The organism is Aliiglaciecola sp. M165 (genome assembly GCF_007197995.1).
Taxonomy (GTDB): domain Bacteria; phylum Pseudomonadota; class Gammaproteobacteria; order Enterobacterales; family Alteromonadaceae; genus Aliiglaciecola.
This window is the reverse complement of record NZ_VKKH01000002.1, coordinates 546,352-566,743: the sequence shown is the minus strand read 5'-3', so window position 1 is coordinate 566,743 and position 20,392 is coordinate 546,352. Positions and strand designations below refer to the sequence as shown.

25 protein-coding genes are annotated in these 20,392 nt (G+C 43.8%); 8 read left to right on the top strand and 17 right to left on the bottom strand.

Features of this window, described 5'->3' with window-relative positions:
• Positions 1-52 precede the first annotated feature (52 nt).
• Positions 53-931: a heme o synthase gene (cyoE, locus tag FM019_RS04740; protein WP_143834742.1), complete on the top strand. Its 879-nt coding sequence runs from the start codon at positions 53-55 to the stop codon at positions 929-931.
• A gap of 135 nt (positions 932-1,066) precedes the next feature.
• The gene (locus FM019_RS04735) at positions 1,067-1,624 is read left to right on the top strand and encodes an NAD/FAD-utilizing enzyme (protein ID WP_143834741.1); all 558 of its coding nucleotides are present in this window, start codon (positions 1,067-1,069) and stop codon (positions 1,622-1,624) included.
• 86 nt (positions 1,625-1,710) lie between these two features.
• On the opposite strand, the gene FM019_RS04730 is transcribed toward FM019_RS04735, so the two are convergent.
• The 6 genes from FM019_RS04730 to FM019_RS04705 form a co-directional block, all read right to left on the bottom strand.
• Positions 1,711-2,055, bottom strand: a complete 345-nt coding sequence (locus FM019_RS04730) for a cytochrome C oxidase subunit IV family protein (protein ID WP_143834740.1) — start codon at positions 2,053-2,055, stop codon at positions 1,711-1,713.
• Between the two features lie 26 nt (positions 2,056-2,081).
• Entirely contained in the window at positions 2,082-2,762 is a 681-nt protein-coding gene (locus tag FM019_RS04725) for a heme-copper oxidase subunit III family protein (RefSeq protein ID WP_143834739.1), read from the bottom strand.
• Complete coding sequence (locus FM019_RS04720) at positions 2,759-3,448, bottom strand: cytochrome c oxidase subunit 3 (protein WP_143834738.1); 690 nt, start codon at positions 3,446-3,448, stop codon at positions 2,759-2,761. Before FM019_RS04720 ends, FM019_RS04725 begins: the two co-directional genes overlap by 4 nt.
• The gene (ctaD, locus tag FM019_RS04715) at positions 3,445-5,172 is read right to left on the bottom strand and encodes a cytochrome c oxidase subunit I (RefSeq protein WP_143834737.1); all 1,728 of its coding nucleotides are present in this window, start codon (positions 5,170-5,172) and stop codon (positions 3,445-3,447) included. The genes FM019_RS04720 and ctaD overlap by 4 nt, the downstream gene beginning before the upstream one ends.
• Before the next feature lie 61 nt (positions 5,173-5,233).
• Positions 5,234-6,628: a cytochrome c oxidase subunit II gene (gene coxB / locus FM019_RS04710; protein ID WP_143834736.1), complete on the bottom strand. Its 1,395-nt coding sequence runs from the start codon at positions 6,626-6,628 to the stop codon at positions 5,234-5,236.
• 340 nt (positions 6,629-6,968) lie between these two features.
• Complete coding sequence (locus tag FM019_RS04705) at positions 6,969-7,175, bottom strand: YheV family putative zinc ribbon protein (protein WP_143834735.1); 207 nt, start codon at positions 7,173-7,175, stop codon at positions 6,969-6,971.
• A 108-nt stretch (positions 7,176-7,283) separates the two neighbouring features.
• On the opposite strand from FM019_RS04705, the gene FM019_RS04700 reads away from it, so the two are divergent.
• Genes FM019_RS04700 through FM019_RS04685 form a run of 4 tightly spaced genes read left to right on the top strand, consistent with a single transcriptional unit; the run spans position 7,284 to position 10,963 of the window.
• A complete protein-coding gene (locus FM019_RS04700) occupies positions 7,284-9,221 on the top strand; it encodes an ATP-binding cassette domain-containing protein (RefSeq protein WP_143834734.1) in 1,938 nt (645 codons plus the stop codon).
• Entirely contained in the window at positions 9,199-9,684 is a 486-nt protein-coding gene (locus tag FM019_RS04695) for a TIGR02444 family protein (RefSeq protein ID WP_143834733.1), read from the top strand. Before FM019_RS04700 ends, FM019_RS04695 begins: the two co-directional genes overlap by 23 nt.
• A 26-nt stretch (positions 9,685-9,710) precedes the next feature.
• A complete protein-coding gene (locus tag FM019_RS04690; protein WP_143834953.1) occupies positions 9,711-10,739 on the top strand; it encodes a hydrolase in 1,029 nt (342 codons plus the stop codon).
• Positions 10,736-10,963, top strand: coding sequence for a YheU family protein (locus FM019_RS04685; RefSeq protein ID WP_143834732.1), 228 nt, complete (start codon positions 10,736-10,738; stop codon positions 10,961-10,963). Before FM019_RS04690 ends, FM019_RS04685 begins: the two co-directional genes overlap by 4 nt.
• Before the next feature lie 214 nt (positions 10,964-11,177).
• Here the strand turns inward: FM019_RS04685 and FM019_RS04680 are convergent, their stop codons facing one another.
• From FM019_RS04680 to nudE, 3 genes are read right to left on the bottom strand one after another with little or no spacing between them, the layout of a single operon-like run.
• The gene (locus tag FM019_RS04680) at positions 11,178-11,759 is read right to left on the bottom strand and encodes a YceI family protein (RefSeq protein ID WP_143834731.1); all 582 of its coding nucleotides are present in this window, start codon (positions 11,757-11,759) and stop codon (positions 11,178-11,180) included.
• A complete protein-coding gene (gene cysQ, locus FM019_RS04675; protein WP_143834730.1) occupies positions 11,756-12,592 on the bottom strand; it encodes a 3'(2'),5'-bisphosphate nucleotidase CysQ in 837 nt (278 codons plus the stop codon). The genes FM019_RS04680 and cysQ overlap by 4 nt, the downstream gene beginning before the upstream one ends.
• Positions 12,592-13,170: an ADP compounds hydrolase NudE gene (gene nudE, locus FM019_RS04670; RefSeq protein WP_143834729.1), complete on the bottom strand. Its 579-nt coding sequence runs from the start codon at positions 13,168-13,170 to the stop codon at positions 12,592-12,594. The genes cysQ and nudE overlap by 1 nt, the downstream gene beginning before the upstream one ends.
• 93 nt (positions 13,171-13,263) lie before the next feature.
• Between nudE and yrfG the strand changes: the two genes are divergently transcribed.
• Both yrfG and FM019_RS04660 read left to right on the top strand, forming a co-directional pair.
• Complete coding sequence (gene yrfG, locus FM019_RS04665) at positions 13,264-13,947, top strand: GMP/IMP nucleotidase (RefSeq protein WP_143834728.1); 684 nt, start codon at positions 13,264-13,266, stop codon at positions 13,945-13,947.
• An 89-nt stretch (positions 13,948-14,036) separates the two neighbouring features.
• Positions 14,037-14,501 carry a hypothetical protein gene (locus tag FM019_RS04660; protein ID WP_143834727.1) on the top strand — a complete coding sequence of 155 codons (465 nt, stop codon included), beginning with the start codon at positions 14,037-14,039 and terminating at the stop codon, positions 14,499-14,501.
• A gap of 204 nt (positions 14,502-14,705) precedes the next feature.
• Here FM019_RS04660 and FM019_RS04655 read toward each other — a convergent pair whose 3' ends face one another.
• Genes FM019_RS04655 through gspG form a run of 8 tightly spaced genes read right to left on the bottom strand, consistent with a single transcriptional unit; the run spans position 14,706 to position 20,387 of the window.
• Positions 14,706-15,467 carry a type II secretion system protein N gene (locus FM019_RS04655; protein WP_143834726.1) on the bottom strand — a complete coding sequence of 254 codons (762 nt, stop codon included), beginning with the start codon at positions 15,465-15,467 and terminating at the stop codon, positions 14,706-14,708.
• A complete protein-coding gene (gene gspM, locus FM019_RS04650) occupies positions 15,464-15,943 on the bottom strand; it encodes a type II secretion system protein GspM (protein WP_143834725.1) in 480 nt (159 codons plus the stop codon). The genes FM019_RS04655 and gspM overlap by 4 nt, the downstream gene beginning before the upstream one ends.
• 1 nt (position 15,944) lies before the next feature.
• Positions 15,945-17,138, bottom strand: coding sequence for a type II secretion system protein GspL (gene gspL / locus FM019_RS04645; protein ID WP_143834724.1), 1,194 nt, complete (start codon positions 17,136-17,138; stop codon positions 15,945-15,947).
• A complete protein-coding gene (gspK, locus tag FM019_RS04640) occupies positions 17,138-18,250 on the bottom strand; it encodes a type II secretion system minor pseudopilin GspK (protein WP_260681525.1) in 1,113 nt (370 codons plus the stop codon). Before gspK ends, gspL begins: the two co-directional genes overlap by 1 nt.
• A 2-nt stretch (positions 18,251-18,252) precedes the next feature.
• Positions 18,253-18,891 carry a type II secretion system minor pseudopilin GspJ gene (gene gspJ / locus FM019_RS04635; RefSeq protein WP_409553362.1) on the bottom strand — a complete coding sequence of 213 codons (639 nt, stop codon included), beginning with the start codon at positions 18,889-18,891 and terminating at the stop codon, positions 18,253-18,255.
• A gap of 2 nt (positions 18,892-18,893) precedes the next feature.
• On the bottom strand, positions 18,894-19,295 hold the full coding sequence (gspI, locus tag FM019_RS04630) for a type II secretion system minor pseudopilin GspI (RefSeq protein ID WP_409553361.1): 402 nt from the start codon (positions 19,293-19,295) through the stop codon (positions 18,894-18,896).
• Between the two features lie 2 nt (positions 19,296-19,297).
• On the bottom strand, positions 19,298-19,936 hold the full coding sequence (gspH, locus tag FM019_RS04625) for a type II secretion system minor pseudopilin GspH (protein ID WP_143834722.1): 639 nt from the start codon (positions 19,934-19,936) through the stop codon (positions 19,298-19,300).
• A gap of 16 nt (positions 19,937-19,952) precedes the next feature.
• On the bottom strand, positions 19,953-20,387 hold the full coding sequence (gspG, locus tag FM019_RS04620) for a type II secretion system major pseudopilin GspG (RefSeq protein WP_143834950.1): 435 nt from the start codon (positions 20,385-20,387) through the stop codon (positions 19,953-19,955).
• Between the last annotated feature and the right edge of the window lie 5 nt (positions 20,388-20,392).

The window sequence follows — 20,392 nt, the reverse complement described above, 5'->3', positions numbered from 1 at the left end:
CTGTGGGCTGAACTAATCTTGATTCGTATCAACGTTTAAATTGAATCATTTTATGCAGACACAGGTGCAGAACCCTAGATCACTATTGAGTGCTTATTGCCAATTGGGTAAGGCTAGATTGTGTTTGTTGGTACTGTTTACCGGCATGATTGGATATGCCATGGGCGCTCAGCAGTGGCAGATTTTAGAATGTATCGGGTTTTTACTCGGTACATTCTTGACTGCGATGGGCGCTAATGGATTAAACCAGTGGGTTGAGCGTCACCGTGATGCAAAAATGGCGCGTACTCGATTGCGTCCGATTCCCTCAGGCACCATAGGTTCAATCCACGGTTGTATTGTGACCGCGCTTTGGTCGTTATCTGGAATTGTGATTCTTTATTTTACTGTAAATCTACTCACCGCTTATCTGGGGTTTGTTACGTTAGTGTGTTACTTGATGTTGTATACGCCTCTTAAACCGCATACTCCTCTAGCTGTTCTTATTGGTGCTGTTCCTGGAGCATTACCACCGGTCATGGGATGGGCAGCAGCAACAGGACGAATTGATATTGAAGCGGTTATATTAGGATTTATTTTGTTTTTGTGGCAGATCCCACACTTTATGTCACTTGCGGCTATCTACCGTGAGGATTACCTGAGGGGTGGGTATCAATTGTTACCTGATAATCCAGAAGAAGACAAAGCCACCAGAGCGATTATCGTTGTATTCAGCGTTGCTTTGCTAGTCATCACCTTGATGGCCCCTGCTGTAGGTTTGGGCAAACATTTGTTTTTGTTTAGCGCGCTGATTCTTGGTGGTGCGTTACTGTGGCTGTCTATTCGGTTTTACCGTCGCTACAGTATTTCTAATGCGCGTTCGGTCTTTCGCGCCAGTATTATCTACATTCCTATCTTAATGACCCTACTACTAATCGACCATCGCATTTGATTTCGCCCTATCTTGATCTAAGGTCTCAGGGTTTGAGAACCTTCGCTGTATATTTTTTGTGCTATACTGGAATTTAACAAAATGTTAACAAATAAGTTTTGGCGCAACCTGAGACCCCAAAAGAGGCGAGAAGCGATGCAGAGACATTATTACATAAGCGATGATCTTGATGATTTGGAAGTTGTCGAAAAAGAGTTAGAAGATGAAGGGGTGGCAACACCACAGATCCATGTATTGAGTGAAAATGACGCTGAAGTTGAGAAGCATCATTTGCACGCGATTGAATCGGTATTAAAAAAAGACGTGGTACATTCTACCGAAATTGGTGCGGTGATCGGAGTGATTTCTGCGTCATTAGTACTCTTGGTGGCTTATTTAATGGAATGGCACACGTCACCTGCTGGCTGGATCCCCTTTGGTTTCCTCGCTGCGGCTGTACTCGGCTTTTGTACTTGGGAAGGGGGCCTGATTGGGATCCAAATACCCAATTATCAGTTCAAACGCTTTCAGAAGTTATTGAAGCAAGGAAAGCATGTGTTTTTTGTCGATGTGGATAAAGAACAGGAAGACACCCTGGCTCGTGTCGTTTCGCGACATCCTAAACTTGAAGTTGCAGGGCTGGGTGAAGCTACACCTGGTTGGGTAGTACACGGTCAGGAAAAATTTCATAAAGTGATGAAAACTCTGCCTTAGCCTTCTCGTTACGGACGCTTCTAGATATATCAAAAAAGGCCAGACATCTTGCTGATGTCTGGCCTTTCTCTTGGATCATTGTGCAATCAACTGCTGGTGAAAAACAACATTCGACTCAAAAAAGTATAGTTAGATTCCAGAACCATAATGCCTATAAATAACAAAAGACAAAGTGGTGGAAGCAAAATCGCACAAATCAACGCCATCCTTTCCCACATCATGTGCATGAAAATACAGATGATCAACCCGGCTTTGAGGAACATAAAAAAGAGGATGAGTGTCCACCTCAATGCGCCTTGAATCTGCATGTAGTCCACAGCATACGACAACCCGCTTAGCACAAACAATAGCAACCAGATTTTTAGATACAGGCTTATAGGATGCTCTTGATGCATTGGTTCTTCGGTTTGTGTTTGAATTTCTGATGACATAGCCATCTCCAATTAAAAAAGCTTTTTCACCATAGGTAGAAAAGCGCAAAAATAAACACCCAGACTAGGTCTACGAAATGCCAATATAATCCTGTTATTTCGACAATTTCATAGTTGCCGCTTTGTTCGTAATGCCCTTTCAGGATCTTGATCGCTACTATGGCCAAATAGATAACACCAATAGACACGTGCACGCCATGAAAACCGGTGACCATGAAAAATACCGCCCCAAACTGGGCTGCGCCAAATGGATTTCCCCAAGGCCTAACACCTTCTTCGATTAACTTAGACCATTCGAAGGCTTGCATACCCACAAATGACAAACCTAAAACAGCGGTGACGAGCATCAAAATTGCCGCTTTCCGCTTGTCTTTTCGATAACCAAAGTTGACAGCCATGGCCATGGTGCCGCTGCTAGTGATCAAAATAAATGTCATGATCGCAATCAGCACAAGGGGGATATGATGCCCGGCAATTTCCAACGCAAATACTTCGCTGGCATTAGGCCAGGGATCAGAAACAGACAAACGCATCACCATGTAACCAATCAGGAAACAACTGAACACAAAGGTGTCGCTGAGCAGGAAAATCCACATCATGGCTTTTCCCCAAGGCACCTTGAAGGATTCTTTGTCCGCCGACCAGTCAGCAACAAACCCAGACACACCCTGTAGTTCTTGCCCAGTATTTTGTGAAGGCGTGCTCATACTCCACCTCCCAGGCCACAAAACTCGACAATGGCGTTGTAGGTTTCCGGTTTACTGATCAGTAGCGCGAACAGCAGTACCCATAAACCTAACAAAAAGTGCCAATACATCGCGCACAATTCGATGTAGTGATTAATTTTTTCAGCATGGGCAGTTGGGTCACTAAACAGAGTGATGCGCAAGGCTACAAGCCAGGTAATTAGACCAATTGCAACGTGCAGTGCATGGAGTCCTGTAAACAAATAGAAAAAGCTCAAGGCGGGGTTTGCATCGACAGTAAACCCCTGAGCAGTTAACTGTTGCCAGAATAGTAGTTGTCCGGCTACAAAGGCGCTAGAGAAAACTCCTGCAACGATTAAAGCCCCTTTTGTCAACTGTCTTTTTGTTCCCCGACTACTCATTCTGGCGATTTGCATACCGACACTGGCCAGTATCAGGTAAATGGAATTTAGCCAAAGCTGAGTTTTATCATAAAGGGGATGACTAGCCTGCTCAGCCAAGGGTTGCCAATCTGGATATTGAGAGCGCATTAAAAAAGCCACGATAAAAAGAAAAAACAGTACAGAAACGACAGTCAACAGAACGCGTAATCCAGAAATTCGCACTCGTTCTCTTACTGCTTTTTGCATTTGAGGATTTGGATTTTCCTCCCAGGGTTTTTCAGATAATGCGGTTAAAATATTCATGCTTTTTGACCCTCTGGCTGACCAGTAAAGGTTTGCGGTAGAAAATCTTGTTCGTAGCCTGGCACACTGTAGTCGTATGCCCAGCGGTGGCATACGGGGAGTTCTTTACCCCAGTTTCCATGAGTGGGAGGTGTATGTTCAGTTTGCCACTCAAGTGACGTGGCTTTCCAAGGGTTGTCTCCGGCTTTTTTACCTTTAAATAGACTCCAAATCAGATTGTAGATAAACACCAGTTGTACCAAGGCTACAAAGATAGCCATCACTGAGATCATGGCGTTGAGATCTTTGGCTGATTCGGGAATGAAATCGTAATTTTCATAGGCGAAATAACGCCTGGGGACACCTAAAACGCCCAAATAATGCATTGGAAAATAAATTGCGTAGGTTCCTAAGAAGGTGCCCCAAAAATGGAATTTGCCCATGGTGTCATTCAGCATTCTGCCAAACATTTTGGGATACCAATGATAAATGCCGCCAAACACCACCAGAATAGGCGAAACGCCCATCACCATATGAAAATGTGCGACCACAAAATAGGTGTCTGAAAGTGGTAAATCAACCACCACATTGCCTAAAAACAACCCGGTTAATCCACCAATAGTAAAAGTCGAAACAAAACCTAATGCAAACAACATTGGGACGTTCAGCTTAATATTGCCATGCCAGATAGTCAGTACCCAGTTGTAGACTTTAATCGCTGTCGGCACAGCGATGATCAATGTGGTAGTGGCAAAAAAGTATCCGAACATTGGATTCATTCCACTGATATACATATGGTGTGCCCAGACAACAAAACTCAGCACGCCGATCCCAACAATGGCCCAAACCATCATGCGGTAGCCGAAGATGTTCTTGCGCGCATGGGTGCTAATTAAATCTGACACAATACCAAAAGCAGGCAGGGCGACTATGTAGACCTCGGGGTGTCCAAAGAACCAAAAAAGATGTTGGAAAAGAATAGGGCTTCCACCTTCGTGGTCGAGCTGCTGACCCATCGACAAGATTGCTGGCATAAAAAAGCTCGTACCTAAGATTTTATCAAATAGCATCATCACTGCGCTAACAAATAACGCAGGAAAGGCCAACAAGGCGAGGATCGTTGCCATGAAGATGCCCCACACTGTCAATGGCATGCGCATCAATGTCATTCCTCTGGTGCGGGCTTGCAATACAGTTGTGACGTAATTTAGTCCGCCCATCGTTGCCGCAACAATAAAAATTGCCAAGGAAACCAGCATGAGAATTATTCCCCAGTCATTGCCTGGAGTACCAGGCAAAATGGCTTGAGGCGGGTACAGCGTCCAGCCTGCTCCGGTAGGGCCGCCGGGCACAAAAAAGCTCGCCATCAAGACAATCACGGCTAATAAATAAAACCACACGCTGAGCATATTCACGAACGGGAAAACCATATCGCGAGCGCCAACCATCAAGGGAATTAAGTAATTGCCAAAGCCGCCTAAGAAAATAGCGGTGAGCAAATATATCACCATAATCATGCCATGCATGGTGACAAACTGGTAATAGGCGCTTGGGTCAATAAAATCAAAACTGCCAGGAAAGCCGAGTTGCAAGCGCATAAGACCAGAAAGAATAAGCGCCACAATCCCGACTAAAATAGCGATGACTGAGTATTGTATTGCAATGACCTTATGATCCTGACTCCAAACATATTTGGTCCAGAAGCTAGTGGGTTCGTGCATGTCATGGTCTGTTTCATTTTCCATTTTTGACTCCACGTTTGCTTTTAGCCGACTTCTTGTTTCAATTGCTAACGCATACCGTTATTTATAGTGTCTTGATAAAATCAATAATCGCTTGTGCTTCTTGTTCATTGATCACCGGTGGCGGCATAACTGGCGGATAACCCGCGACAATTTTGGCATTTGGCTGAAAAATAGACTCTTTCAGATATTCTTCGTCTACGGTAATAACTTGACCACTTGCCAAGGATTTTTCGCTGTTGAACAATCCCTTCCAACTCGGGCCTAACATTTTTGAGCCATCAATACTGTGACAGGCATAACAGCCTTTGTTCAGGGCCAATTGTTCTCCAGAAATTTCAGGCGCAGCAGCTTCACCTTCAACCCCACCTTTTTCTTTGATATACGCAATAATTGAGTCCATCTCTAAATCGTTGAGCTGCATAACGGGCATAATAGGCGCAAAACCTTTCACAATTTTTGCGGTAGGGTTCAAAACGGATTCTTTCAGGTAAGCGTCGTCGACTAAGACCTGAGAACCATCGGCAAGGGTTTGCATTTTGCCGTATAGGTTTTTCCACGTCGGGCCGATGGAGCTATCGGTGAAGTTATGACAGCCCAGACAACCGCTAATTTGTGATAAATCCTTACCACTTTGGGCGGTGACGCTTAACGCTTCAGAGCTATTTTTAGCAAGCGCTTGGCTAAATGTCGGTTGTTGAGCCAGCCAACTATCAAAATCCTGCTGAGACATCACCTCAACATAGCCGCGCATATTAAAATGACCTACACCACAAAATTCAGCGCACAGTATTTCGAATTCACCTGTAATCGTAGGCGTAAACCAAATGTAAGATACCGTGCCAGGCACCATATCCATTTTGACTCTGAACTGGGGTACGTAAAAGTTGTGCAGCACATCTTTGGAGCGCATGAGCACTTTCACAGGGCGGTCGATAGGTAAAACCAGGCGATTCCCGGAAATCAAAACATCGTCTTGTCCTAGAGGATCAAGGGGATCGACACCAAAAGGATTGTCGATACTAATGTGCTCAACGCCGCTTTTCCCCAGCTCACCGTCAGCACCTGGAAAACGGAAACTCCAACTCCACTGCTGACCTACAACTTCCACTACATCTGCTTCTTCAGGAACAGTGACTACATCGGAGTAAACCACCAGACCAGGGGCCAGCATCGCTACAATACCAATGCTGGTAATGACCGTTAGCCAAACTTCGAGTTTTTTGTTCTCTGGTTCGTATTTAGATTTTCGGTTTTTATCATGGCGATATTTTATCACCGCAAAGGCGATGAAAAAGTTTATCGCAATAAAAACGATTCCGGTGATGATCAGGGTGATGAGCATAGTGTCATCAATTGACCCCCAATTAGATGCCAGTGGCGTCATCATCCACGGAGATAGAAAATGAAATATTATCGACCCTATTACGATAACAATCAGTGCTATGGCAATACCCATGCCTGCCCCTTTTTTATTGTTAGCCTCAGTCCTTAGAATGACTTTTGCTTCCAATCTCCAAATCCGGGTGCAGACAGCACTATTAAATAAGCTTTTGCTCAGTGACGTATTAAAACGCGAATTATTAGTATGATTTTAGACTGTCAATTACCCGTTAATTGGTTAAAAAATAATCAATCAGTGATTAGTGTAGGCACAGTTTTGCATTTGTGCGAATTTGCAAAGAGTAAGTCGAAAGAATTATCTAAAAAGCAAGTTAAGGGTGATAAGCGGGTCAAAGGAGGCCCTCGAAGATCGGCATCTGTGGTCGAGGGCAATGCATTCGGGGTATGCCTGGGTACTACTCCGGTTTAAACACACCAATAACGCTTTCGTTTTGACGTTTTGCGCTATCAACTTGCTTTTCGGTCTGCACTTCTTGGTAATCACACTGTACGCACTGCAATTTTTCTACATTGTTTTCAAAATACAACATGATGGTGTCTAGAGCTTTGCATTTTGGGCAAATTGCACCAGCAACAAAGCGTTTGCGTTTTCTATTTGTCATTTAAGTTTAAGTATTCCTGTCTATCATCTGTGCTTGGCATGGTTTAAAAGACTGCCACAGTGGTATACTACGTGAATTAGTTTCCTTTTGATTAGTATTCTTTCTTCAATGATCCAAATTTCCGACCTGACTTTACTGCGCGGCACTAAGATTTTGCTTGAACAAGCGTCTTCGACAATCTATCCAGGCCACAAAGTGGGTTTAATTGGCTCAAATGGGTGTGGAAAATCCAGCTTATTTGCAATGTTACGTGGTGAGCTGCATCCGGATATTGGGGATTGTCACATTCCTAAAAACTGGAATATCGTGTCGGTTGCACAGGAAACGCCTGCCAGCGACCGATGCGCCGTTGACTATGTCATCGACGGCAACCTTCAATTTCGCCGTTTAGAAGCACAGCTTTTAGTCGCTGAGGAAACCCACGACGGCGAAAAAATCGCTGAATTACACGGGCTACTCGAGCAAGCTGGCGCCTATGATATGAAGTCCCGGGCAGCAACCATTTTAGACGGTTTGGGCTTTTCGTCGGATCAGATAGAAAAACCAGTTAGCGATTTCTCTGGTGGTTGGCGAATGAGGTTAAATCTGGCCCAAGCACTTTTATGCCATTCTGACTTATTATTGTTAGACGAGCCGACTAACCATCTGGACTTAGACGCGGTAATTTGGCTAGAAAGATGGTTAGCTAAATATTCAGGAACGCTTGTTCTTATTTCTCATGACAAATCCTTTCTCGACAATACGGTTGATGAAATTGTTAGTTTTGAACATCAGCGTTTGATCAGTTATACCGGAAACTATGCATCATTTGAAAAGCAAAAAGCTGAACGATTGCGCTTACAGGACCTAGAGTTTCAGAAGCAACAAACAAAGATTGCTCACCTGGAATCATTCGTCAGACGTTTTAAGGCAAAAGCAAGCAAAGCTAAGCAAGCTCAAAGTAGAGTTAAGCAGCTAGAAAAGATGGAGACCTTGTTGCCAGCTCATGCCCAGTCACAATTTTCTTTTGAATTTTTTATGCCTCCTAAACTTCCGAACCCTTTAGTAAAAATGGAAGAAGTGCAGGTCGGTTATGATGAAACGGTTATTATCGATAGCTTGAGATTAAATTTGGTCCCAGGTAGTCGTATTGGTTTATTGGGAAGAAATGGCGCAGGGAAATCGACACTGATCAAATTGCTGGCAAACGAAAAACAACCCATGAGCGGGGATTATATGACATCCGCAGGGTTGAGGATCGGTTACTTTGCACAACATCAATTGGAATTCTTACGACCGCAGGATACGGCCATCGATCATTTGGCTCGTTTGGATCGAAAAGCGACAGAACAGAGTTTACGTGATTATCTCGGCGGATTCGGCTTTCATGGCGATCAGGCGCTTGGAAAGGTTGAACCTATGTCTGGCGGTGAAAAAGCCCGCCTGGTTTTGGCCTTGCTTGTGTATCAAAAACCCAACTTATTGTTGTTAGATGAACCCACCAACCACTTAGATCTTGAAATGCGTTATGCCTTAAACCTGGCGCTGCAAAGTTATGAAGGGGCTATGGTACTGGTATCCCATGATCGTTTTTTATTGTCTTCGGTGTGCGATGATTTTTATTTGGTAGACAGCGGCAAAGTTGAGCCATTTAACGGCAACTTAGACGACTACAGAAATTGGTTGTTAAACGACAATAAACAAAACAAAGAACAAGAAAAGAATAATAATTCTTTAACCCAAACTAGCAGTTCGGTAAAAGTGGATCGTAAAAATATCAAACGCTTGGAAGCGCAATTTAGGCAATCCACCCAGCATTTACGTAAGACCATTAAAAGCTCCGAAAATAAGATGAATGACGCGTCTGAATCTCTCTCACAACTCGAAGGTAAATTATCTGACCCGGGACTTTATGAAGAAGACAATAAAGATGTACTAAAATCACTTTTATTGGAGCAAGCTGAGCTTAAAAATAAGCTAGATGAAGCAGAAACCTCGTGGATGGAAGCACAAGAAGAGCTAGAGACAAAACAAAAGGCATTTGATGAACAGGCTATGGTCGACTGACGATTTTTGGCAATTTTCTATAGAGATCTATTCAAAAGATAAAGTTCAGCAATCTTGTTTAGCGTTGCAGAATAAAGCCAATCTCAATGTTAACTTGCTCCTGCTCTGCATTTGGTTAGATAGGCAAGGTGTGTTGTTGACCGTCAAGCAAATCCAAACACTTTTGACGGCGATTAGTGACCACGACAAACAGATCCAAGTTCATCGAAAAACCCGTATAGGTACTAAACAGCATGACCCAGACATGTATAAACTTTTGCTAGAACAAGAGCTAGAATTAGAAAAACAACAACAGAGGCAGATAGTGGATTCGCTTAACCAACTGTCTCTTGAAACAAGCAAAGGTTCAAACCTTCAGGTTTATTTTGGCAGTATTTATTGGCCTAGCGAAGAGATACATATTGAAGTCAAAAGATACTTTGGCGAGTTAGAAAGCATAAATTTATCCAACGATATTCAATAACAATGACAGACAAACCTATACATACAATGGATGAAAAACGTAAGACAGGAAACCGGGTAAAATTCAGTGATTTCACGCCACCTTTCTGGGCTCGAAATCGACACGTACAAACTTTATGGCCGCGGTTTTTACAGCGCCGAACCCCCTTTATCTTCAGAACAGAAAAGCTGCGACTTCCCGACAATGATTTCGTTAAACTAGTTTGGGGACAACCTGAAAAAACAGAAAAAAGTCGAGGCCTGGCGGTAATATTTCATGGCCTGGAGGGTTCGATAAAATCTCATTACGCTAATGACCTAATGGCGTTCCTACAAAAACTTGGCTGGCAAACTGTTTTGATGCATTTTCGCGGATGTGGTGGCGAGCCGAACAGTACAGCAAGGGCTTATCATTCTGGCGAAACCGAAGACGCGACATTTTTCCTTAATTGGCTCGACAACAAATTCCCTGCGATCCCCAAGGTCGCCATTGGCTTTTCATTGGGCGCCAACATGTTGTTGAAGATGTTAGGAGAAAACCCCTCGCAGAAATTATTAAAAGCCGCGGTTGCTATTTCTGCCCCGCTTAGACTCGATGAATGTTCACGAAGTATCAATGAAGGTTTTTCTCGGGTCTATCAGAACTACTTACTTAAAAGTATGATCAAAACGTTGCGTACTAAAATGCAATCCATAAACTATGACGGATTAATCAACATTCAAGATAAACAAGTTTCCGACATTCAAAACTTTCGCCAATTCGACGAGCATGTTACGGCACCTTTGCATGGCTTTGGTAGTGCAGATGATTATTATCAAAAGTGCAGTGCAATTGGGTTTTTAAAACATATAGAAACACCAACTTTAGTTTTGCATTCTGTGGACGATCCTTTTATGAACGAAGCCGTCATACCAGATGATCATGACTTATCTGATTCAGTAGAATTTGAATTGAGTTTAAAAGGTGGACATGTTGGTTTTATGCTAGGTACTCCTTGGAACCCCTCTATTTGGTTTCACCAGCGCGTGGCTGATTATATTGCCTCGTTTGAGCGACCAATTGCAAAGCAAGAATGATCATTCCTATTTCGGAAATTCCTAAAGAAACCTTGCATAGTCTCGTCGAGGCTTTTGTTTTGCAAGAGGGAACGGATTACGGAAAAGTGGAATTTAGTCTTGAGCAAAAGGTTAACCACGTTTTGATGCAACTTCAAAGCGGCCAGGCTTATGTGCAATATTCTGAACTGCATGAAAGTGTCAATATCGTCACAAAAGACCAATTAGGCTCGAACACGGATTAACAGATCCCCGCCTTTGCGAGGACAACGTAGTCTCCATGTTATTCCCGACTGTCCCCAAATGCGTCGTTCCTGGCTGCTCTCCAGCACGTCGTTCCCGAGTGCTCCCCAACACGTCGTTCCCGAGTGCTTTTATCGGGAATCTTTGCAATCAGCCTAAGGAGTTAACAGATCCCCGCGTTCGCGAGGAAGACGTATGGAAAGGGGGATGACGCTTTTACTTTTGTCCAAAAACAACAGAAAAGGTAACAGGCACACTTAAGGTGATGCTGTTTAATCCTGCCAGCTGTTTAAGCATATCCACACCTGGAACGAGATCATGGGACATCGCATTAATAATAAAAGGCTTTAACGTGGTTGCAACAAAGGTCCCTTTGGTAGTTCGACCTACTCGAAGCACAAGTGGATACGTTTGGCTTTTACCATTAAGGGAAATCTGAGCATCAATTTCTACTTGTTTTGTAGAACCTTTTGGCATCTTCAATATCTCTTGCGAGAGCTGAGCGCTAAGGGACGCAGTAGGATTTTTGTCCGTATTGAAAAGATGTTCTTGCATACGCTCGTTGCGAATTGTAATCAAGGTTTCTACTGTTTTTAAGTCGACACTAACGGTAACTGCTCCGCTATTATCTATACTGCCGTTAAGCATCGTGAAAGAATGACTTTCGCTAATATGCTCATTTTTGACAGAGATAAAATTAAGCTTCGATCGTTCGTTATTTAACTGCCAGTCAGCCACAGCTGAAAAGCTTAAGGCATTGATACTAATGGATAAAAATAAAAGACCTAATATTCTCATTTCGCTGTTCCTAAATCGTAATGCACAATGTTTTGCCAATTAACTTGCCGGTCTCCCATGACAATGAAATCCGGATTCTCTGTGGTATTACGTAGGTTATAGGTAAGAGGAGCAAAATCAGCTGCTAAAATATTTCCACCGGCTTCTTCGACAATACATTGTGATGCACCTGTGTCCCACTCTCCGGTGACGCCGATGCGTAAAAACACATCCGCTTTACCTTCTGCAATAAAACATGCTTTGAGTGAGCAACTGCCTAGAGGGAGTGTTTGATAAGTGCGTTCCTGGGTCATTCGCGACATGACCTTTTCACGAGATTGACGACGACTTATGGCAATGACAACAACATCATCCAACGGTTTGTCAAATGATCTGACCTGAATCTGTTTGTTTTCCAATGGACAGCTTTTGAATGCACCATGCCCTTTAGTGGCATAATAAAGTGTCTCGCCAGGTGGCCAGTAAATCACACCTAAAACGGGTTCATTGTTCTCGACCAAGGCGATGTTGACGGCAAAATCGCCACTTCTAGCGATAAACTCCTGAGTACCATCAATGGGATCAATCAACCAATAACGCTGCCAATCTTTACGATGATCGAGGTCGCCGTTATTCGACTCTTCTGACATGATGGGGATGTCAGGCGTTTCCTTTTGCAAAATCTCCATAATGATTTCGTTGGCTTTGTAATCAGCAGAGGTTACCGGCGAATCATCGTCTTTTTCATAGGCTTGAAAATCACCGCTGTCATAAATTTCCAGTACAACTTTACCGGCTTTTATAGCGGCGCTTTTTGCGATATCGAGTAGTGCTTGCCTTGGATCCTGACTCATTAGGCCTCCTGGACAGTTGAACGAGAAAAATGTTTTTGCACTAAGAATAGCGCTGCAATGCATCGCGCCTCGACAAAATCATCTCTTGCGAGCAATTCATCAATACGATGCACTGACCAAGGGATCACTTCAAGCGGCTCTGGTTCATCTCCTTCGAGTGAACATTCGTATAAGTCTTGAGCGAGAACTATATTCATTTTCGCGTCAAAAAACGTTGGCGCCATGTTAACCACATGAATGTCAGACAACTCACGTGCACCATATCCTGCTTCCTCTTTTAACTCCCGATTGGCAGCTTGAAGTGCGGTTTCGCCAGGATCAATTAGTCCTTTTGGGAAACCGAGTTGGTATGAATGGGTGCCCGCAGCATATTCTCTGATCAACAGAAAAGTTTCTTCATCTAAAAAAGGAACAATCATCACGGCACCACGCCCTGAACCCGCCATTCTCTCAAACTGACGGGTAGCGCCATTAGAGAACTCTAAATCAACTCTTTCGACTCGAAACAACCCGCTTTTAGCGACGATTTCCCGTTGATGAATTTGAGGTAAAGGTTTGTTTGGGTCTATTTTACTCATTAACCTATCGCGCTACACTAAGGGAGACAACCTGGTCGATGGGAATTAACCCATGAACCGCTTTTTAGTTACTTTACCTGAAGGATAACAAACTTGCCAATGCTGCCCTGGTCGCAAATTAAAACTGTTTTATTAGATATGGATGGGACTCTTTTGGACCTGCATTTTGACAATCATTTTTGGATGCAATTGCTACCTGAAAAAATGGCAAAAAAGCATGGGATCAGCCTGGAGGAAAGTAAAGAGTTCATGCATCAGGAATATCAAAAGGTGATGGGCACAATTAATTGGTATTGTCTGGATTACTGGGCGCAAAAATTGGACATGGACATTGTCGAAGCCAAACAGGAAATTAATCACCTCATTAGCATGCGAGACGATACAATTCCCTTTTTAGATGCACTACACGAAAGTGGCAGAGAAGTGGTTTTGGTGACCAATGCACATCCAGACAGCCTGTCGCTAAAAGTTGAACATACTCAACTTGACAGCCATATCGATACGCTTATTTCCACCCATGAATTTGGCGTTACCAAAGAATCGCAAAAATTATGGCAGCAATTGCAAAAACGACTGGATTTTGACCCCAAAAGCACACTTTTTGTTGATGACAGCATCAACATTTTGCATGCGGCGCAACAGTTTGGTATCAAACATTTGTTAGCAGTTAAAAACCCCGACAGCCAGATGGAAAGCCGCGAAATTAACGAGTTTCCAGCCATAGAAGACTATCGAGTCTTGTTAAATGATATTAGAAATCAACCCTTTAAAATTTGATATTATAAAAACCCTGGGCGTCTGTTCGTCCAAAAAATTGCGCGGCTGACTTTACTTGTTCGGAAGACCTAATCTCTTGCATATATAGAATGAATAAATATAAATATAAATATAAGTCTTCAGCGGTACTAATGTCTTACACGATATTATTACCAATATTGTTGTTTTCTATTTTTTTGATTTATAGCAACGACGGATTAGTTGGTGAAGAATTTGGCAGGCTTCGATTTTCGTGGGCGCTTGTTATAATTCTTCCTATAGTGATTGTCGTTAGCCACATCTCAGATAGATACACTAAGGGAGCATATCTTGGGATTTCAGACGAATTTATCGGTGTTTTCAAAAAACATGAAACAATAAGGTTTTATTGGGCTGATATCGAAGTTATTAGGTTTCAAAAACACTCAAACAAAATCGTACTTGAATTAAAAAGAAGTAGAGAACTTATATTGCCCCAATATGAAATACCGCTTAAAAACTATCGTGTAGACTTTGAAGAGTTGAAAACATTAATTGGTAAATATGGTAAAAAGATAAAGGTGGAGCGGTTATGAAATGGAATGCTGCTGACGCGTCACTCGCATTAGTATTAACTGATGTCAGTGCCGTTATCGAGGAAATAATTGAGTGCAGTAACGGACACTGATTTTGTTTAGTCGCATCTTAGACCTGTACCGTGATGGAAAGTCGCGAAATTAACGAGTTTCCAGCCATAGAAGACTATCGAGTCTTGTTAAATGATATTAAAAATCAACCCTTTAAAAGTTGATATTATAAAAACCCTGGGCGTCTGTTCGTCCAAAAAATTGCGCGGCTGACTTTACTTGTTCAGGCAATTCGTCTGCAGGTTTAAAGCGACCATCAATGGACCATTTTGCGTTGTGGGCGACTCTGACGTCTGCGGTCAGATTGAACACGTTCGGCTGTTTGACTTGCACTAGCACTTGCACGCCATCACAACGAAGATCCGCCGAGAAATTGCCCAAATCTAATGGTGCGTTCAATCCTTGTAAGCCTGACAATCCAGCATTTATCCATTGACCTGTGCCTGTCAGAGAGCGGCATGCATTAAAGTAGTCGAGCTCTTGAATATCGACTCTGAAGCGACCCGATGCATCGGCATAAACAGGCAATGAAACCTGTGCAATCGCCATTTTGGCCGGAACATAAATGCTAAGATCATGGGTTTGGATATGATTAGGATTAAACATATCAACGACCAGGGGACCTTGAATAAATATCGTCGAACTGTCCCGCAAGGTGCCTGCCTCAATGTCTAAAGACAAATTTCCGATCAAAAGTGACCAAAAGGAGGCTTCCCAATGCACGTTGTCTATGGCGATGTTGTTGACGAATACGTTGCCAGCATTTCCGGACCAAATTGTACCTTCGACATTGCTTACAATGATGTTGTCAGGTAACGGAATTCTGTGGATGACTTGGCTCGCTGGAAGTTTAGCAAGCAGAAAAACAAGATAGACTACCAAGCCTAACAACACCCATTTTATAACTTGATTCATGATTTCCCTAACTGCAGACTTCTGACTTTAACCATGCCCGGCGAATCAGCTTCGGCCAGGTCAACATTAATGATCCTGATCCCACGAGCTTCTAAGCTTTGCAACCAACTCAGTACGTCATTAAACGGCGCTTGATCGACCCATACCTTCAACTCTTCTCCCTGAGGTTGCATGCGAGAAATTGCAATATTGACTCGGCTTGCTGTCTGGTTAACTGCTTGAGGTAAGGATCCGGAAAAGCTCGCACTGGCACCTGAGCCGGCTCTGAGTTGCACTGCGCGATTGGCATTTTGTTTAATCCATACCAGATCAGTTTGTTTGGTTTGAATATTCTTTCGTTGAGTGGCAAGCGCGTCATTCATTGGCGCCCACACTACAAAATAAAAGAAAAACACCACAACAAAAATGCCAGCAACGATTACCAGGACCTTTTCACGTTCACTGAGTTGCTGAAATTTAGCTAATAATTCTTTCATCTCAGCTCCGAATCGTCATTGAGCCAATGACTTGGCTGTCTTTATTATTAATTGCACCTTGTTGCACAACAAAACCTTGTTGTTCGGCCAGGCGTTTAAATTGCTCTAGGTCTTCATACTGTCCGGCAACAGCCTGCAAACGCAATTCTGAACGGGCACTGTCAAAGCGTAAGGTTTGAGGTTTCACATTACTGCTCTGAAACGCATTGGTGAGCTGCGTCATCATTGCCAGCATAGAAGCACTGCCGCCGCCCCGCTCTAGTTGCGCCAAGCCATTTTCCATAGCACGACGAATTTGACGTGGTTGGGATTTATTTGGAAATGCCCGTTTGTATTCTGACAACATTTGCTCGCTCAGCGCTGCGTTTTGCGTTTCCAGGCGATTCAGTTCAACCTGTTTGTCAATGAAGGTAACTAGGAAAGCGACAATTGCCAGGACTGCTGCCACTCGCCACTGTCGCCAATTTCCACTGCTTTGTTGTTTGGCTTTAAACTCGCCTTGCAACAAATTAAATGAGGATTTCAATGCGCCTGTTGCTAATAACTGCATGGGCATCTCTAGTGGTTGTGCTAAAACTTCAACATTAGCTAAACGTGTGATGTCCTGATCACTGTGATTGGCGATTTTCAGCGGTGTTGTTTGCTGTTTGGCAAAGTGCTCTATGGCCGGTAATACCCATATCGAGTCGCCTTGCAATCCTTGCCACTGGTCCTGGCGGATAATAGCCAAGTCTCCAAGCGTGACCAGGCTCCAAGCATCTTGCAAGTAGGGCACGGCTAGCACATCAGGCAGCATTTTGTCGCAAAACAATCCTGCTGATTCAATCGCGTCTAACCAGGATTGCATTTTTTCTCTGTTGACCACGGCCACCGCTTGTTGCAGGGCTTTTTTGTCACCCAAGGCAAAAAACTGTTCAGTAATATCAGTGCTGAGATCTTCTTCTAGCATGAAAGGGATAGCGGTCAAGGCTTTACGAGAAGCTTTGGCGGGCATAGTGACCCATTTCAACAGTACGTCGCAACCTGGCACCAATGCTGTGATTGGGCGTGAACCTGCACGTTGAGATAACGACGACAACTGCGACGCATCATCTAATACACCTGAAGCAATAATCTCTTGCTCATGGCCAGACCATACCAGCCAGTGAACCGGATCACTGGTGGTTGAACCCAACCGGATAACAAGATTTTCCATCAACGTATTCCTCCAAATTCGCGCCGAATGACTGTCACTGTGTCATCGTTTTCTACTTTCAGTAGTGAAGACATAGCAAAACTGGCGTTATTGTAACGGGTCTTGGTATGTAATAAAAAGTATTCTGTTTTAATATCAAACCATTGTCGTTGTACATCGCTAAGCGGATAATTGGAAAACAGCGATTCACTCAGAAAATCTTGTACATTTTCGTATCCGCTTGGCTCTCGATTACCGATAAGGCTTTGTATATCAGATAAGGGCACACCCGTTAATGCTGCCAATACCGGCGCTTGCTCTTCTTTTACCGTATTGATATTGATCTTTAATTGGCTAACGGTGGGGATAACACATACCAATGGCATCAAAGCGTTTATCCACTGCGGCTGTACGCCATTCACCAATCTTAATTCTGATTTGCTGACCATCAACCCATTGGCGGCTAAATACGGGTTGACCAAGGCGCCGTAGTCGGCATCTTCTGCACCAGATTGAGTGAGTTCGTCGTCTTCATCTAACCAATCGATAAGGGAGTCTCTGACAACTTCCTTAGCGTAACTGTCTAATTCGGGGATTGCTTCGGTCAGTAATCGCTCAAAGGCTTCTGCCTCAGCGGGTGGTGCTCCATCGGGAGAAGCTTGTCTGGGCGCTGGTTGGGGGGTGTTTTGTTGAGCGTTTTCGCCATTATCATTGTTATTTGTGTTATTCGAATCGTTACGATTACGCTGACCAGCTTGAGCGTTATTTCCAGCGTCATTGTTCACGTTGGCGGCATTGATAGCGTTCAAATTAAAACAGGTTTGCATATCCATCAGTTGAGCTTGAATTCCGCCACCTTCCAGAGGAAAGGTAAATTCATCGGACCAACCCCCTTCCAGAGACACTACGTTGTTGTTTCTTTCTAGCAGTTCAATGATAGATTTTTTGGCGAATTGTTCTGCACCCATGGCGTACCAATAGGCTTGGTTGTTATCTTTGATATTGGTGGCGCGGGTAACATGTAGTTGTAGCCGGCTAGCCATTTCAGTGCCGATTACGGCAACAAGGGCGACTAGCATGAGGACCACGATCAGGGCCACACCTTTTTGTCGTTTTTGAACAGCAAACCGCACCCTTAAGAACCCTCTGAACTAAGCAAGAAATCACGTTTGATCAAGCCAAACTCTTCGCTTTGTATTCTAATTGACACGGCGATGGGAATAGCGCCCTGTGAGAAATTATCTTCCCATACGTCTTCATCATTGAGATCTTCCTCGGCTTCAAGCAAAAAGCTCACCTGAAAATCTTCAATGCCGGTTAACAGCACACGGACTTTGGGCTCATAACCAATGACATTATCAACATAGTTACCAAAAAGTCGTTCCAGTCGACCCTCTTGCAACCGATAAGCCACACTTTGTAGGGTACTTCTGGGCAACATCAGCTGCGGGTTTTGCCATCCAGCTCGAACAAAACCTAAGCCAAAGGCTTCACTTTCAAACAGGTCTTTGCCACCGCTCATCACCAGATTATTATCCTGCCCCTCAATACGAATGACTCTGGGTACCGCTTGTAGTAAGTCTCGCTCGATGGTAATCATCGCCCGTTGCAATTCCTGTAGTTTGGAAAAGCGGCGTTCAGATATTTCGTCGCTATCAATCACGCTGGTCAGCACGCTGGTGGAAGCTAAGCCAATGAGTGTGAAGATGGCCACAGCAATCATGATTTCAATAATGGTGAAACCAGATTGGCGTGATTGAAAAGAGCGCTTAATTGTCACTGCGGCACAACCTTTGGCTTGGCTAAGTAGCTGGTGACGCTGGTAACGGTGCGTTCATAGTCTTCTTCAGTGCCCACTGAAATCTCAATCCCCAGTAAATCTTCATCGGGTGTTTTTAGTATTTTTTGCTGCCAATACCAGGTTCTGCCTGCCATGACTTCGGAACCTTTTTCATTATCTTTGGGCGGCCAAGTGGTGTAGATATTGAGTTGTGTCAGGCGGTTGTTAGCGACCCAGGTAGCAAAGGTTATATCTTCAATCTGGCTTACGCCATTAAGATGGTCGGTCGCCGCTTTCATAATTGCGGTGCCCGTGAGTGCAAAAATCAGTAATGCAAGCATCACTTCAAGTAAGGTAAAGCCACTGGATTTACATGCATTGGATGTCAAGTTGGCCATCATCATATAGCATCCAGAGGGCCGAGGCGTTCAATTGGCGCCGTATCTAAAGCGTTGAGTTTAAAATATACCGGGTCGTCGCTGCTAAACTCAGGCTCGTAAATCAGGGTTAAGCTAAATGGTGTGATATCGCCACTGGAAAGCAATAAAATTTGTGGAGGCGGAAGCTTCTTTTCTTCCTCATCTTGGCCTATTTCAACGCGGTCTTCATCAAAGGATAGGGACTCATCAAAAATGCCATCACTAAATAAATTGTCCTCTTCTACCCAAGCTAAATTGTCTAGTTCGAGTTGCAGCGTAAAGGGCTCCGGGAGCGCATACTTAGCGAACGTATTTTGGCCCTCAAGCAATTGCCAGTTTTGTTCTTCATCTAACCACATGAACATGTATTCATTGGTTTTTGTCTCGATACGAATGCCAATTTCTTGTTGATTGAGTACGGCAAAGTCTGAAGCCATGTCAACCACCACTTGAAAGCGTTTGGCTTGTTTTTCTAATGCTTCGGAGGGTGTTGTGGCAAAGTTTCGAAAGGTGACCAGGCTAATCACCAGCCCCATAATCGCTAGCACCGCCATTATCTCGATGAGAGTAAAACCTTGTTGAGAACTTATTCGCTCAAAGCGAAATGGCCGTGCTTGCATGGTATGGGCTTATGATTTAGTTAAGATAATCGTTGAGGTTCCAGTTACCAATGTCATCATCAGTGCCAGGCTCACCGTCCGGACCATTAGAGAAAATGTCAATCTGACCAATTTCTCCTGGGCTAATTAATTGATACGGGTTGTCCCACGGGTCATTAGGTAGACGTGTGATATAGCCGCCTTCAGGATAGTTACGAGGGATCGGATCAATAGTCGGCTGACTAATCAATGCCTCTAAGCCCTGTTCAGTTGTAGGGAAACGATTGTTGCTCAGTTTATACCGTGTTAGCGCACTTTCCAGAGATTGAATATCAACCGCGGCTGCTTTGCGTTGAGCTTCCTCTTGTGTTCCCAAAATTTGCGGGGCAACCAAACCGGCCATAATGCCAATTATCAGTAGCACTACCATCACCTCAATGAGAGTAAAGCCACCTTGCTTTGATGTTTTCATTTTCA